Source organism: Streptococcus sp. CL6.22, assembly GCF_049738055.1.
In the GTDB taxonomy this organism is placed as follows: Bacteria; Bacillota; Bacilli; order Lactobacillales; family Streptococcaceae; genus Streptococcus; species Streptococcus mitis_DJ.
In genome coordinates this window covers 146,768-162,258 of sequence record NZ_JBKOTV010000001.1, presented here as the reverse complement: position 1 = coordinate 162,258, position 15,491 = coordinate 146,768, and the positions used below count along the sequence as shown (strand labels likewise).

Annotated in this window: 13 protein-coding genes; 2 read left to right on the top strand and 11 right to left on the bottom strand. The window is 40.9% G+C overall.

The annotated features are described in order from the left end of the window. Nucleotides 1-54 precede the first annotated feature (54 nt). The 3 genes from pulA to ACLNCW_RS00800 all read right to left on the bottom strand — a co-directional run bounded on the left by pulA (nucleotide 55) and on the right by ACLNCW_RS00800 (nucleotide 6,373). Nucleotides 55-2,334 (bottom strand): type I pullulanase, encoded by a 2,280-nt coding sequence (gene pulA / locus ACLNCW_RS00810; protein WP_424845198.1) that lies wholly within the window; start codon nucleotides 2,332-2,334, stop codon nucleotides 55-57. A 115-nt stretch (nucleotides 2,335-2,449) separates the two neighbouring features. Next, nucleotides 2,450-4,408, bottom strand: coding sequence for an NAD-dependent DNA ligase LigA (gene ligA / locus ACLNCW_RS00805; RefSeq protein WP_049491448.1), 1,959 nt, complete (start codon nucleotides 4,406-4,408; stop codon nucleotides 2,450-2,452). A gap of 63 nt (nucleotides 4,409-4,471) precedes the next feature. After that, complete coding sequence (locus tag ACLNCW_RS00800) at nucleotides 4,472-6,373, bottom strand: ABC-F family ATP-binding cassette domain-containing protein (protein WP_424845197.1); 1,902 nt, start codon at nucleotides 6,371-6,373, stop codon at nucleotides 4,472-4,474. Between the two features lie 153 nt (nucleotides 6,374-6,526). Between ACLNCW_RS00800 and ACLNCW_RS00795 the strand changes: the two genes are divergently transcribed. Both ACLNCW_RS00795 and ACLNCW_RS00790 read left to right on the top strand, forming a co-directional pair. Next, nucleotides 6,527-8,245: a phospho-sugar mutase gene (locus tag ACLNCW_RS00795; RefSeq protein WP_004254235.1), complete on the top strand. Its 1,719-nt coding sequence runs from the start codon at nucleotides 6,527-6,529 to the stop codon at nucleotides 8,243-8,245. Between the two features lie 111 nt (nucleotides 8,246-8,356). Next, nucleotides 8,357-8,704 carry a thioredoxin gene (locus ACLNCW_RS00790; RefSeq protein WP_424845196.1) on the top strand — a complete coding sequence of 116 codons (348 nt, stop codon included), beginning with the start codon at nucleotides 8,357-8,359 and terminating at the stop codon, nucleotides 8,702-8,704. A gap of 37 nt (nucleotides 8,705-8,741) precedes the next feature. On the opposite strand, the gene ACLNCW_RS00785 is transcribed toward ACLNCW_RS00790, so the two are convergent. The 8 genes from ACLNCW_RS00785 to pta all read right to left on the bottom strand — a co-directional run bounded on the left by ACLNCW_RS00785 (nucleotide 8,742) and on the right by pta (nucleotide 15,451). Further along, nucleotides 8,742-9,515, bottom strand: coding sequence for an ion channel (locus ACLNCW_RS00785; RefSeq protein ID WP_261028772.1), 774 nt, complete (start codon nucleotides 9,513-9,515; stop codon nucleotides 8,742-8,744). A 45-nt stretch (nucleotides 9,516-9,560) separates the two neighbouring features. Further along, nucleotides 9,561-9,815: a type II toxin-antitoxin system RelE family toxin gene (locus ACLNCW_RS00780; RefSeq protein ID WP_004254226.1), complete on the bottom strand. Its 255-nt coding sequence runs from the start codon at nucleotides 9,813-9,815 to the stop codon at nucleotides 9,561-9,563. Between the two features lies 1 nt (nucleotide 9,816). Next, on the bottom strand, nucleotides 9,817-10,059 hold the full coding sequence (gene relB / locus ACLNCW_RS00775; RefSeq protein WP_000208079.1) for a type II toxin-antitoxin system RelB family antitoxin: 243 nt from the start codon (nucleotides 10,057-10,059) through the stop codon (nucleotides 9,817-9,819). Nucleotides 10,060-10,149: 90 nt separating this feature from the next. Further along, nucleotides 10,150-10,959, bottom strand: coding sequence for an MBL fold metallo-hydrolase (locus ACLNCW_RS00770; protein WP_000004961.1), 810 nt, complete (start codon nucleotides 10,957-10,959; stop codon nucleotides 10,150-10,152). A gap of 1 nt (nucleotide 10,960) precedes the next feature. Continuing rightward, on the bottom strand, nucleotides 10,961-12,310 hold the full coding sequence (gene vicK / locus ACLNCW_RS00765) for a cell wall metabolism sensor histidine kinase VicK (protein ID WP_049550951.1): 1,350 nt from the start codon (nucleotides 12,308-12,310) through the stop codon (nucleotides 10,961-10,963). Continuing rightward, on the bottom strand, nucleotides 12,303-13,010 hold the full coding sequence (yycF, locus tag ACLNCW_RS00760) for a response regulator YycF (protein ID WP_000722072.1): 708 nt from the start codon (nucleotides 13,008-13,010) through the stop codon (nucleotides 12,303-12,305). Before yycF ends, vicK begins: the two co-directional genes overlap by 8 nt. Nucleotides 13,011-13,065: 55 nt before the next feature. Then, nucleotides 13,066-14,241 carry an A/G-specific adenine glycosylase gene (gene mutY / locus ACLNCW_RS00755; RefSeq protein WP_261036511.1) on the bottom strand — a complete coding sequence of 392 codons (1,176 nt, stop codon included), beginning with the start codon at nucleotides 14,239-14,241 and terminating at the stop codon, nucleotides 13,066-13,068. 235 nt (nucleotides 14,242-14,476) lie between these two features. Continuing rightward, complete coding sequence (gene pta, locus ACLNCW_RS00750; protein ID WP_049544223.1) at nucleotides 14,477-15,451, bottom strand: phosphate acetyltransferase; 975 nt, start codon at nucleotides 15,449-15,451, stop codon at nucleotides 14,477-14,479. Between the last annotated feature and the right edge of the window lie 40 nt (nucleotides 15,452-15,491).

Genomic DNA, 15,491 nt, shown 5'->3' with positions numbered 1-15,491 from the left:
CTGATTTTATTAACAGATAAAACACCACAAATGAATTTAAATTGTAAATCTATTCTACAAAACTTTAAAGACGCTGGCACTAACGCCACCAACCGTGTCTTTATCACTTAAATGGCTATTGGTCACCAAGAGTTCTAGATTACCAGGATTTTCAAACTGGAATGGTTCCCCTTTAGCATTAAAGACTACCAATAGGTGATCATCCCCTTGAATCTCATAGACAATCCAACCACTATGTTCGTGGGCTGAATGAACAAAAACATGATGGTAAATGTCATCATAAGTAGGATAAGAAAAGGCACTGGTTTCTGTCTTCAATCGAATCATCTGACGAATAAACTCAATACTGTCTTGACGCTCATTAATCAAATCCCAGTTGACTTGATTCACACTGTCAGGAGCATTATAGCTATTCATAGCACGCTCTCTATCGTCATGGGTTAACTCGCCATTTTCACCAGTGGCAACTAGTTTAGTACGACCAAATTCTTGACCGATTTCCATAAAGGCCATCCCCTGCATGAGCAGATTCATGGCTGTGGCAGTTTCGACCTTGCGCATTATTTGCTCTGAACTTTGGTCTGGATGTAGGGTTGCCAATAAATCATGAAGATTGTAATTGTCATGGGCCTCTACATAGTTAAGTACTTGATTTGGATGTGTATAGGTTCCTAATTCACGACTGCCTAGGATTGCTTTGGCAAGAATTGGCTCTGTCGCAGCACCACTAATAAAACCTGACTTGATAGCACCATAAACTTCTCCACCTTTAACAGCATCACGCTGATTGTCATTAAAGAAACCAATATTTGGCATCTGGTAGGCATTGTCTTTCTTGGCCTTATCATAAGGAGCAAGACCTGTTCCCATATCCCAACCTTCTCCATAGAGGATAATATTAGGGTCGATTTCATCCAAACTCTGACGAATCATCTGCATGGTCTTGACATCATGAATCCCCATCAAATCAAAACGGAAGCCGTCGATATTGTATTCCTGCACCCAGTATAGGAGAGAATCAATCATATATTTGCGGAACATTTCGTGTTCACTGGCTGTCTCATTTCCAACACCCGTTCCATTCTGGAAAGTACCGTCTGGATTCATACGATAATAGTAATCAGGGACAGTTGTTTGGAAAGGTGCATCAACAACTGAGAAGGTATGGTTATAGACCACATCCATAATGACACCAATACCAGCATCGTGATAGGCTTGAACCATGGTCTTCAAATCACGAATAACCTGAGCAGGATCCTCTGGATTTGTTGAAAGGCTTGTTTCTGGTGCGTTATAGTTTTGTGGATCATACCCCCAGTTGTAGGTTACATTCCCATCCGCATCATACTCTTTATGGCGATCTGCGATTGGTTGCAATTGAACATAATTGTAACCTATCTTCTTGATGTAATCAAAAGCAGTTGCTTGGCCGTACTGGTTAACCGTCCCTGTCTGTGCAGCACCCAAGAAAGTTCCTCGAAGATGTTCATCCACACCTGAGGTCGGTGATTTTGTCAAATCACGAATGTGCATTTCACAAATAACTGCCTTACACGGATTAGTCAAGCGCCAAGTAGCTTCAGAACCATGCTTAACCTCGAAGTTTGCAACTTGCTTCTCTTCATGGCTCAGGATAGCTGAACGTTTACCATCAGGACTGGTCGCGATTGTATAAGGATCGCGTGTCACTGTTTGGTGATGAGGGAATTGAACTTGATACTGATAAGCCTTACCAGTCAAATCTTCCTCAACATCCAAACTCCAGACACCAATAGTATTGTCCTTATGATTATAAGAGTAGCTATTGCCTCTCTCCATCTCAAAAGTCTTCCAAACAGGTGCATCATTAGCAGCTGATTCATAAACAACAACCTTCACTTCTGTCGCTGTTGGAGCCCAAAGATCAAAATGAGCCTGATTGTCCTCTACACGGCACCCCAATTCTCCTTGATAACCCCAATGATGGTCAAAACTAGCACTGTTAATGGCCTTGTCAAAGGCAAAAGGATTTTGATTTTTGTAGAAAGGACTGGCAATAGCAGGATTTTCAGAATAATAAATTCTATCATCCCCTTCCAAAATCCATACCTCTGTTAAAAGAGGATAGTGATTAAAACGGATAGCATACTCTTTACTAGTTTGGCCGGTATGAACCACAAAATTCAAGTTTTCCAAAGCATGGGCACTTGGGTGTTCAAAACTAAATAAGGCTCCAAAATAATCTTCTTGGTAAGTCAGTAAATCGATTCGCTGGTCCTGACTTTTTACAAAAGAGCAAGTGTCGTATTCACCATTCTTGCGATGGTAATGAATGCGCATAGGGTAGTTATACATTGTTTTTCCCTTTTCTATTCTTAATTTATTTCTATTTCACTAATAATTTTTTGGCCGATTTTGTCACGACTAACAAACATAGTCAAATTATCCAAACTCTGTTTTTAAACGATCATTACAGACTTTCTAGCCAAGCTTCATCTCGAACCTCAATACCAAGTTCTTGTGCTTTTTGAAGTTTACTTCCAGCATCTGCTCCTGCCACGACGAGGTCGGTCTTTTTAGAAACACTGCCTGTTACCTTAGCACCTAGACTTTCGAGTTTATTTTTAGCTTCTGAGCGCTTGAGTCGTTCCAATTTTCCAGTCAATACCACGGTCAAACCTGACAAGGCTGCATCCGCTACTACCGTCTGTCCTTTATAGTCCAGATTGACCCCAGCTTCTTTCAATTCTCTGAGGAGAATTTCAGAGCCTTCTGTCGCAAAATAAGTCTGGAGACTCTTGGCAATCACACCACCCAGACTTTCAATACTAGCCACTTCCTCTGGATCTGCCTGAGCCAGATTTTCAATCGAGTGAAAATGTTGAAGTAAAAGCTGACTGGCCTTGCTTCCGACATGGCGAATTCCCAAACCAAACAATAGTTTCTCAGCTGAGTTTTCCTTAGATGCTTGGATGGCCTGATACAGTTTAGAAGCAGACTTTTCCTTAACCCCCTCTAAAAGGAGGAAATCTTCTTCTTTCAAACGATAAATATCCGCCACATCCCTAACTAAATTCTCAGCAAAGAGTTTCTCAACAATAGATGGACCAAGGCCTGTAATATTCATAGCATCACGAGAAGCAAAGTGAATCAAACCTTCCATGATTTGGGCAGGACAACGCGGATTTATACAACGGAGAGCCACTTCATCTTCAAAGTGCAACAAGTCAGACTCACAACTTGGGCAGTTTGTAGGGATATCTAGTTTTTCTTCAGAAACCCGTTTGGACTCTACCACACGTAAAACGGCAGGGATGATGTCGCCAGCCTTATATACGATAACCGTGTCGTCTTTGCGGATATCTTTTTCAGCAATATAATCCACATTGTGCAGGGTCGCACGGCTAACAGTTGTACCAGCTAGTTGTACTGGTGTTAAATTCGCAGTTGGGGTTACAACACCCGTACGGCCAACTGTCCAGTCAACTGAGAGTAATTGAGCTTCTTTTTCTTCAGCAGGAAACTTGTAAGCCACTGCCCACTTTGGAGCCTTGACGGTAAAACCAAGTTCTTCTTGGCTTGCTAAGTCATTAACCTTGATCACCACACCATCGATATCATAAGGCAGATTCTCCCGTTCCTCTCCTACTTCTTGGATAAAATTCCAGATTTCATCTATATTTTCAGCCAAAATCCGCTTAGGATTGACTACAAAACCGAGCTGTTCTAAGTGCTTCAAAACCTTTTCTTGGCTGTCACGAGTTGAAGGGCTGGCTTCTTGATAGAGAAACGTTGCAAGATTGCGCTTGGCAACTACTGCTGTATCCAACTGTCGCAGGGTTCCTGCCGCTGCATTACGAGGATTAGCAAATTCGGGCTCTCCATTTTCTTGTCGAGCTTGGTTAACCTGGTCAAAAGAAGCGCGTGGCATATAACATTCTCCACGAACTGTGATATCTAGTTCTTCTGGCAAAGTTAAGGGAATGTCCTTAACGCGTTTAAGATTTTCTGTAATATTTTCACCAATAGAACCATCACCACGTGTTGCCCCAGCAACCAAAATCCCCTTTTCATAAGTCAGCGAGATAGACAAGCCATCAATTTTCAGCTCACAAATATAGGTCGGATGAGCCACTTCCTTACGAACACGCGCATCAAAAGCTTCAAGTTCCTCACGTGAAAAAGCATCCTGCAAACTATAAAGAGGATACTGATGACTGTATTTTTCAAAACCATCTAAAACCTTGCCACCGACACGATGGGTAGGACTGTCTGCTAGCACTTGATCTGGATAGGCAGTTTCTAACTCAACCAACTCTCGGTAAAGGCGGTCGTACTCACTGTCTGAAACCGACGGATTATCGCTGGTATAATACTCAGTCGCATAGCGATTGAGCAAGGCGACTAACTCATTCATTCTTTTATTCATAAAACCATTTTACCATAAATTAAGCCCTCCTCACAATGGAGAAGGGCAGAAAACTTAGAAATCTTACACCTGCTCTGATAATTCTTCCCACTCAAGCATAGCTTCTTCCTGACGATGGCTGATTTTGTCCAGTTCAGCCTGCAATTCCACCAGTTTGCCGGCATCGTTTGTTTCCAACATTTGTTCAGAAATGTCTTGGCTTTGACTTTCTAACTCTTCGATTTCAGCTTCTAGACTTTCGATTTGTCGCATGAGTTTACGGGCTTCTTTTTGACTTTCTTTCTGAGCTTGATAGTCATTAACTGGACTTGCTTCTTTTGCTTGATTGCTAGTTGAAGCTTCCTCCATCTGATTAATTTCCATTTCAGCCTTTTTATCAACATAGTAGTCGTAATCTCCCAGGTAAAGAGTCGAACCATTCTCAGACAATTCCAAAACATGAGTTGCCACACGATTGATAAAGTAACGGTCATGGCTGACAAAAAGCAAGGTGCCATCAAAGTCAATCAAGGCATTTTCTAGCACTTCCTTGCTATCAATATCCAAGTGGTTGGTTGGCTCGTCAAGGATCAAGAAGTTGTTGTTTTCCATGGACAATTTAGCTAAAAGCAAACGAGCTTTTTCTCCACCTGACAGCATGCCGACTGATTTTTTAACATCATCTCCTGAGAAAAGGAAGGCACCAAGACGGTTACGGATTTCAACTTCTGGTGTCAGTTTAAAATCATTCCAGAGTTCATCAAGCACAGTATTACTTGCTGTCAGCTTGCTTTGCGTCTGATCATAGTAACCAACCTCAACATTGGCACCAAAGCGCTTTTCACCTTTGATAAAAGGAATCTGGTCCACAATAGACTTGATAAAGGTTGACTTGCCGATTCCATTTGGACCGACGATAGCGACAGCATTCATCTTACGAAGGTCTAAGTTGATAGGCTCTGACAATATTTCCCCATCATAGCCAATAGCTGCATTTTCAACAGTCAGGACAACATTGCCCGACGTTTTCTCAGACTGGAAGGTCATATTGGCTGATTTCTTACCAGCTTCTGGCTTGTCCAAACGCTCCATTTTTTCTAGTTGTTTACGACGGGATTGGGCACGTTTAGTCGTTGAAGCTCGAACTAGATTGCGATTGACAAAGTCTTCCAGAGCAGCGATTTCCTTTTGTTGCTTTTCATAGTTTTTTTCTTCAGTAGCTAGCTTCTGCTCCTTTAATTCAACAAAACGAGAGTAATTGCCCACATAACGATCCAAGGAATGCTTGGTCAAATCCAGCGTAATTGTCGCAACCTTGTCTAAGAAGTAACGGTCGTGGCTGACAATAATAAGGGCGCCGCTATAGTTTACCAAGTAATTCTCTAGCCAGGCAATGGTTTCAATATCCAAGTGGTTGGTTGGCTCGTCCAAGACCAAGAGATTGGGCTTTTCAAGGAGCATTTTAGCCAGTGCCAGACGAGTATTTTGACCACCCGAAAGCTCGGCAATTTTCATCTGCCACATAGACTCGTCAAACTTAAATCCATTTAAAATCGCTCGTATATCAGCTTCATAGGTAAAGCCACCTGCTTGGCGAAAATTCTCAGATAAGCGGTCGTAATCTGACATCAGTTTATCCAAATCAGCACCAGACTTTTCTCCCATCTCTAGCTCCATCTGACGAAGTTGTTTCTCCGTCCGACGCAAATCATCAAAGACATGAAGCATCTCATCGTAGATGGTATTTTCAGACTCAAAACGGCTATCTTGGGCTAGGTAAGACAGAGAAATATCTTTTTTCTTATTGATTTCTCCACTAGTTGGCTCCTCTTCTCCAACCAAAATCTTCAAAAGAGTAGACTTACCTGCACCATTTTTCCCAACAAGGGCTATCCTATCACGTTCATCAACCTGCAGATTAATATTATCAAAAAGAACCTCTCCTGCAAAAGAACGTTCAATTTTATTAGCTTGTAAAATAATCATACAAACAGTATAGCATGTTTCCCTAAGGCATTCAAGACTTGATAAACCGGCATATGACACCACTTTTCTGAAAATTATGCTACCGTTTTACTAAAACGCTAAAAAGTGCTATAATGTGAACGGTTAAAACAATTTACAAAAAGGAGAATTTCAATGTCTTACCAAGAAAATTACCAGAAATGGGTTGATTTTGCGGAGCTTCCTGACTATCTTCGTCAAGATTTGGAAAATATGGACGAAAAAACTAAGGAAGATGCCTTCTATACAAATCTTGAATTTGGTACTGCAGGTATGCGTGGCTTGATTGGTGCTGGTACAAACCGCATCAACATCTACGTTGTTCGCCAAGCTACTGAAGGTTTGGCTCGTTTGATTGAGTCAAAAGGTGGAAATGAAAAAGAACGTGGTGTAGCAATCGCCTACGATAGCCGTCACTTCTCACCAGAGTTTGCCTTTGAATCTGCGGCAGTTCTTGCTAAACACGGTATCAAATCTTATGTATTTGAAAGCCTTCGTCCAACTCCAGAACTCTCATTTGCAGTTCGTCACCTCAACTGTTTCGCAGGTATCATGGTCACAGCCAGCCACAACCCTGCACCATTTAACGGATACAAGGTTTACGGTGAAGACGGTGGACAAATGCCTCCACACGACGCAGACGCTTTGACTACTTATATCCGTGCAATCGAAAATCCATTTGCAGTTGAAGTTGCTGATGTGGAAGCTGAAAAAGCTTCTGGCTTGATTGAAGTTATCGGCGAAGCTGTCGATGTAGAATACCTCAAAGAAGTCAAAGATGTGAACATCAACCCAGCCTTGATTGAAGAATTCGGTAAGGACATGAAGATTGTCTACACACCACTTCATGGTACTGGGGAAATGTTGGCTCGTCGTGCTCTTGCCCAAGCAGGATTTGACTCTGTTCAAGTCGTAGAAGCTCAAGCAACTGCTGACCCAGACTTCTCAACTGTAAAATCTCCAAACCCAGAAAGCCAAGCAGCCTTTGCCCTTGCTGAAGAACTTGGTCGTCAAGTTGGTGCAGATGTTCTTGTCGCAACTGACCCTGATGCTGACCGTGTTGGTGTTGAAGTTCTTCAAAAAGATGGTAGCTACCTCAACCTTTCAGGTAACCAAATCGGTGCTATCATGGCTAAATACATCTTGGAAGCCCACAAAAATGCTGGAACTCTGCCTGAAAATGCAGCACTCTGTAAATCTATCGTATCAACTGACTTGGTAACGAAGATTGCTGAAAGCTACGGCGCAACTATGTTCAACGTCTTGACTGGTTTCAAATTCATCGCTGAAAAAATCCAAGAATTCGAAGAAAAACACAATCACACTTACATGATGGGATTTGAAGAAAGCTTCGGTTACTTGATTAAACCATTTGTACGTGATAAAGATGCAATCCAAGCCGTCCTTGTCGTTGCTGAACTTGCTGCCTACTACCGTTCACGTGGTTTGACACTTGCAGACGGTATCGAAGAAATCTACAAAGAGTACGGCTACTACGCTGAAAAGACTATCTCTGTTACCCTTTCTGGCGTCGATGGTGCTGAACAAATCAAAGCGATTATGGCTAAATTCCGTAACAATGCTCCAAAAGAATGGAACACAACAGCTATCACTGTCGTAGAAGACTTCAAGGCACAAACTGCTACTGCTGCTGACGGTACCGTTACAAACTTAACAACTCCTCCAAGTGATGTGTTGAAATACACACTTGCTGACGGTTCATGGATTGCCGTTCGCCCTTCAGGTACAGAACCAAAAATCAAGTTCTACATTGCAGTTGTAGGTGAAACAAACGAAGAATCACAAGCTAAGATTGCTAACATTGAAGCAGAAATTAATGCTTTTGTAAAATAAGGTCCTATAAAAGATGAGACTAACTAATCTCATCTTTTTTTCGTATCAAATCTAAGCAATTTTAGAAACTTTATGGCATACTAGACTTATCAATGAAAGCGAGGTAATCTCATGGAACAATTTTTAGATAATATCAAAAACCTTGAAGTCACTACAGTTGCGCGTGCGCAAGAAGCTCTTGATAAAAAAGAAACTGCAACCTTCTTTATTGGTCGCAAAACTTGCCCTTACTGCCGTAAATTTGCAGGTACTTTGGCAGGTGTCGTAGCTGAAACCAAAGCTCACATCTACTTCATCAACAGTGAAGAACCAAGCCAACTCAATGAGTTGCAAGCATTCCGCTCACGCTACGGAATTCCAACTGTACCAGGCTTCGTTCACATTGTAGATGGACAAATCAATGTCCGTTGCGACTCTTCAATGTCAGCACAAGAAATCAAAGATTTTGCAGGATTGTAAAAAAGCCACTCATCGAGTGGTTTTTAAATGGTCAAAATTACCTTTTTTCAATCAAATCTTGTATCATTCTATGCAGTTCTTCTATCTTCTCGGATTGTCTCTCTAGTAACATTCTCTGACTAGACAATTCATCTTGGAGTTTATCAAGTTTTATCTGTTCATCTGGATTATCTTTTACAAAAAAGTTCGTCAAGGCACTCGTTAACATTCCTATTGTTCCAATACCGACAAGCATTAATAAAACAGCTAACCATTTACCAAAAATCGAAGTAGGAATAATATCCCCATAACCAACTGTCGTTACAGTTACAAGAGCCCACCAGAGACTATCTGAGAAGGATTTTTCTTCAACTACAGATAAAATTGAACTTCCTACTAGAACGATAAAGATATTAACATATAAGATATAAATCAGGCCATTTGTTCGTAAGAATCTACTAATTTTTCTTTCTAATTTACCTGTAAGTCCAATTATTCTAAGTAAACGAGTCAGTTTCAGTAATTTTGTCATCCTTGCTAAGCGGAAGATACGCCCTAATCGAAAAACTATGAAAATAGCATTTAAAGGGAGAATAGCCAATAAATCAAAAATATTTTCAAGAATAAAGCGCCATTTTTCTTTACTTGAAAAGAACCGACAACCATAATCTACCACAAACACAAACCAAAGTTGTATGTCAATAATACTGTATGGAGGACTGTCTAAATCAATCATCTCAGCAAATCCAAGTAATACCAGAATAACAGAGATTAAAGCAAGTAAAATAATTGTTGTATCATAATAATCTGCAAAAAACCATTTTTTCTTCAAATTTTACTCTCCTCACTTTCTATACTGTTATTACTCAACTTTAATTCAATAAATATCTCTCCGATGACCAACTTCTAAAGTAGCAATGACTACTTCATCATCTACAATTTGTACGATAACTCGATAATTACCAATTCTATAGCGCCATTGACCAACGCGATTACCAACCAAAGCCTTTCCGTGTCGTCTCGGGTCTTCCAAAACATTGGTTTGTAAATAGTTTGTAATTATCTTCTGCGTATAACGATCCAATTTTTTCAATTGCTTGATGAAACGTCTTGTTGGAACTAATTTATACAAATTATTCATCCTCCAAGCCTAAATCATGCATCATTTCTTCCCAAGTAATGGGTTCAACTCCTTTTTCCAAGTCTTCTAAATACTCTTGATAGGCTAAATCTGCCACACGAGCATCGTATTCATCTTCTAGAGCTTCAAGAGTTTTGGTGCGGATAAGTTCCGACAGGGAAACTCCTTCAAACTTAGCCATTGCTTTCATAAATGTTTTATCAGCTTCAGAAACTTTTAATGTAATAGTAGTCATCTTTTGCACTCCCTTTTTTAATAGTAACACCATTGTATTACTTTTTAGGTGTTCAGTCAATATAAAAAGAACACCTTCTTAGCGTTCTTTCTATATATCTGTTAATGGTGTTGCGGTATCTGGTGAGGTATCATAAACCTTAAAGTCTACTCCGACTCCCAGATCAGCTTGCGCCAGCTGATTGACCATGGTCATATGAGCCAGTTCCTTAATATTGTTCTCCTTAGATAAATGCCCAAGGTAGATTTTCTTAGTGCGGTTTCCCAAGGTACGAATCATAGCTTCAGCACCGTCCTCGTTAGAAAGGTGACCCAGATCAGATAGGATTCGTTGTTTGAGTCGCCAAGCATAGGAACCTGCTCGCAAAATCTCTACATCATGGTTTGACTCGATAAGATAGCCATCTGCATTCTCGACAATTCCTGCCATACGGTCACTAACATAACCTGTATCTGTCAAAAGGACAAAACTCTTATCATCCTTCATAAAGCGATAGAACTGCGGTGCGACCGCATCATGGCTAACACCAAAACTCTCAATGTCGATATCTCCAAAGGTTTTGGTTTTGCCCATTTCAAAGATATGCTTTTGCGAAGAATCCACCTTCCCAAGATACTTGCTATTTTCCATAGCCTGCCAAGTCTTTTCATTGGCGTAAAGATCCATACCATACTTGCGAGCCAAAACTCCTACTCCATGGATATGGTCAGAATGCTCATGAGTAATCAAGATGGCATCCAAGTCTTCTGGCTTGCGATTAATTTCAGCAAGTAGGCTGGTAATCTTTTTACCAGACAAGCCTGCATCCACTAAAAGCTTCTTTTTTGGAGTTTCCAGATAAAAGGAATTTCCACTGGAACCCGACGCTAAAATACTGTATTTAAAGCCTGTTTCACTCATTCTAGTCTTCTACTTCATCCTCCCATACTTCTTCTTTTACTGCATCCTTATCATAAGGGAGTACAATGGTAAAGGTTGAACCCTTACCGTATTCACTCTTGGCCCAAATAAAGCCATCATGTTGTTTGATAATCTCTTTAGCAATAGCTAGTCCTAAACCAGTACCACCTTGGGCACGACTTCTAGCACGATCCACACGATAAAAACGGTCAAAGATACGTGGTAAATCTTGCTTTGGTATCCCCAATCCTTGGTCTGAAATGGATAAAATCATCTGATCATCAGTTGTCTTCATGGTCACTGTGATTTTCCCACCATCTGGAGAATACTTGATTGCATTGTTAAGAATATTATCAATCACCTGTGTCATCTTATCTGTATCAATCTCTATCCAAACTGAGGTAATGGGGTAATCTCTCACCAGTTCGTATTTCTTCTCTTCGTCCTGCCCTCTTATCTGATCAAAACGGTTGAGGATAAAGGTAATAAAGGCAGTGAAATTGATCAATTCCACATCTAGGTGACTGGTTGCATTATCAATACGTGAAAGATGGAGGAGATCCGTCACCATCCTCATCATACGGTTGGTTTCATCTAGAGACACCTTAATAAAGTCTGGCGCGACAGGTTCTGACAAGGCCCCCTCATCCAAAGCTTCAAGATAGGATTTTACGCTAGTCAGAGGCGTCCGCAGCTCATGACTAACGTTCGAAACAAAGAGTCTCCGTTCGCGTTCCTCCTTCTCCTGCTCCGTCGTATCATGCAAAACAGCAACCAAACCTGAGATAAAGCCAGACTCACGACGGACCAAGGCAAAACGTACACGAAGGCTCAAATACTCACCATTGGCATCCTGAGAATCAATCATAAGCTCAGGAACTTGGGTAATCAAATCACGAAGTTCATACTCATCTTCAATCTTAAGCAATTCTAGAATACTTTTATTGAGAACCTCTTCTTTCTGAACACCTAGCTGTTTCTTAGCCATGTCATTAATCATAGTAATCTTGCCACGACGATTGGTCGCAAGGACTCCGTCTGTCATGTATGAGAGGATACTGTGCAATCGTTTACTCTCTTGTTCCAGATTTTCTTGGGTCAAACGGATTACTTCTGATAAATCATTGAGATTATTGGTAATATTAGTGATTTCAGAGCTTCCCTGCATATCCAATACCTGAGAATAATCTCCTGCAATCAAGTCTTTTACCTTTTGATTGATTTGCTTCAACCGAATATTATCTCGCCGATTTTCTAGCAAAAGCAAGGTAACAATCAAGATAAAACCCAATAAAATTAAAATGAAGATAAAATCACTAGTAAGAATATTTTTTCTAATCAATTCAATCATTATTTCTCATATAATAACCAACACCGCGACGTGTTAAGATATACTCTGGACGACTCGGTGTGTCTTCAATCTTCTCACGCAAACGTCTGATGGTTACGTCAACTGTTCGAACATCTCCGAAATAATCATAACCCCAGACAGTTTCAAGCAAGTGTTCACGCGTAATCACTTGACCAATATGAGAAGCCAAGTGGTACAAGAGCTCAAATTCACGGTGGGTTAAGTCTAATTCTTCACCGTATTTTTTAGCTACATAAGCATCTGGCACAATCTCCAAGTCCCCAATTTGCAAGGGTTGGGTTTTCTTTTCATCTGATTCTTGATTATCTACAGAAACCAAGTCCGTGCGACGAAGAAGGGCTTTGACACGCGCCTGCAACTCACGATTTGAGAAGGGTTTGGTTACATAGTCATCTGCACCAAGCTCTAAACCGATAACCTTATCAAATTCGCTATCCTTAGCTGAAAGCATGATAATAGGCACACTACTAGTCTTGCGAATAGTCTTAGCAACTTCTAAGCCATCAATTTCGGGAAGCATCAAATCCAGAATAATAATATCTGGTTGCTCTGCTTCAAATTGCTCTAGCGCTTCACGACCGTTAAAAGCAGTTACAACCTCGTAACCTTCCTTGGTCATATTAAACTTGATAATATCCGAGATTGGTTTCTCATCATCTACAATTAATATTTTTTTCATTTGTTCACCTTTTTCTCTACTATTATACCAAAAAAATAACAAGAAGACACAATAGCTAATCTTTGCTACTGTCTAAGTTGGCTTTTGCATAAGCCTGCCAGATTTTTTGTTGGGGTTTGGCAAGTGGAACATTCTTGAATTCTTCTGGTGAAAGCCAGCGAACTTCTCTATCTGAAAAATCATGGAAGTCAGTCACCTGACCTGCTACAATTTGAACATGCCACTTGCGATGGCTAAAGATATGCTTGACAGTCTCAAAATAAACATCAAGCCAATCAACATCTAAGTCATAGTCCTGCTGAAAACTCTCCTCTGGACTGGGACCAAAGTTCACACTTTCTTCCGCAACCTGATGAAAGAGGTCAAACTGCTCCTCTTGCGAAAAGTTATCTACTTCTACCAGTGGGAAATGCCAAAAACCTGCCAATAGCTTTTCACTTTCATTTTTTTCAAGTAAAAATTGTCCCTGAGAATTTTTCACAACTAAGGCTTTAAGATAAATGGGAATTGGCTTTTTCTTTGGAGCCTTAATTGGATAACGGTCCATGCTTCCATTCTGATATGCCGCACTAAAGTCCTTAACTGGGCTTTCTTCTGGTCTGGGATTTACAGGAGCCTCAATATCAGATCCCAAGTCCATCAAGGCTTGATTAAAGTCACCTGGCCGTTCTGGGTCAATCAGGATTTCCATCATGGCTTGGAAAATCTTTCGATTGCTAGGAATCCCAATATCGTGATTAACTTCAAATAGACGCGCCAAGACCCGCATGACATTACCATCTACAGCCGGCTCAGGCAAATTAAAAGCAATACTGGATATGGCTCCTGCTGTGTAAGGTCCAATACCTTTCAAGATGGAAATTCCTTCATAGGTGTTTGGGAATTGACCACCAAAGTCTGTCATAATCTGCTGAGCCGCAGCCTGCATATTGCGTACTCGAGAATAATACCCCAAACCTTCCCAAGCCTTCAACAAACGCTCTTCAGGGGCAGTTGCCAAACTTTCCACTGTTGGAAACCAGTCCAAGAATCGTTCATAGTAAGGGATAACCGTATCCACCCTGGTCTGCTGAAGCATAATTTCAGAGACCCAGATATGATAAGGATTCTTACTCCTACGCCATGGTAAATCTCTTTTGTTTTCATCATACCAAGTGAGAAGTTTCTCACGAAAAGAAATGATCTTCTCCACCGGCCACATAACGATACCGTATTCTTTCAAATCTAACATATCTCTAGTATAACACAGAAGATTCTAACTGTCCTTTTCCTAGTATTAATACTCTTCGAAAATCAAATTCAAACCACGTCAACGTCGCCTTGCCGTAGGTATGGTTCCTGACTTCGTCAGTCTTATCTGCAACCTCAAAGCAGTGCTTTGAGCAACCTGCGGCTAGTTTCCTAGTTTGCTCTTTGATTCTCATTGAGTATAAAAAGCCTCTTCCCAAAGGAAAGAGGACTAAATCTTATTGATGAACAGCTTGAGCTGCTGTGATAAGGGTTAACTTGTAAACATCATCTGCATTACATCCACGGGAGAGGTCGTTAACTGGCTTGTTCAAACCTTGTAGAACAGGGCCAACAGCTGCAAAACCACCAAGACGTTCAGCCATCTTGTAACCGATATTTCCTGCCTCGATACCTGGGAAGATGAAGACATTTGCTTGACCAGCTACCGTACTTCCAGGAGCTTTCAGAGCTGCAGTTTCTGGAACAAAGGCCGCATCAAATTGCAACTCACCATCAATTTCAAGGTCGGGACGCAAGTCGTGAGCAATTTTAGTTGCTTCAACAACCTTATCAACGCTTTCTCCAAATCCTGAACCTTTAGTAGAATAGCTTAGCATAGCAATTTTAGGCTCGATGCCAAACATCTTAGCTGTGATTGCTGAGTTGATGGCAATTTCAGCCAAGGCTTCTGCATCTGGATTGATGTTGATGGCACAGTCTCCAAATAAGTAACGTTCAGTACCACGAACCATGAGAAAGGCACCTGAAGTACGAGTTACATTTGGACGAGTTTTGATGATTTGAAGGGCTGGACGAACTGTTGAAGCAGTTGAGTGAATCGCACCTGACACCATTCCATCAACCAAGCCCAAGTAAACCAACATAACACCAAAATAGTTGACATCTTCAACCAAAACCTTGCGTGCATCTTCTTCAGACATTTTGCCCTTGCGACGCTCTACCAAGGCAGCGACCATTTCTTCAAATTGAGGATAATGTTGAGGATCGATGACTTCATAACCATCTTCGATACCTTCGATTTCAAGATAAATTTTAATTTTTTCAGGATTTCCAAGCAAAACAGGAATCACTTCTGTTTCTTTTACCAGGCGTTTAGTCGCTTGAAGAATACGAGGTTCTTCCCCTTCAGGGAGAACGATACGAGCATTTTTACCAACCAAGTTGGCTTTGAGACTTTCAAAAACTTCCATGAGTTTTCTCCTTTAAGATAATAATTATACTCTGAATTAG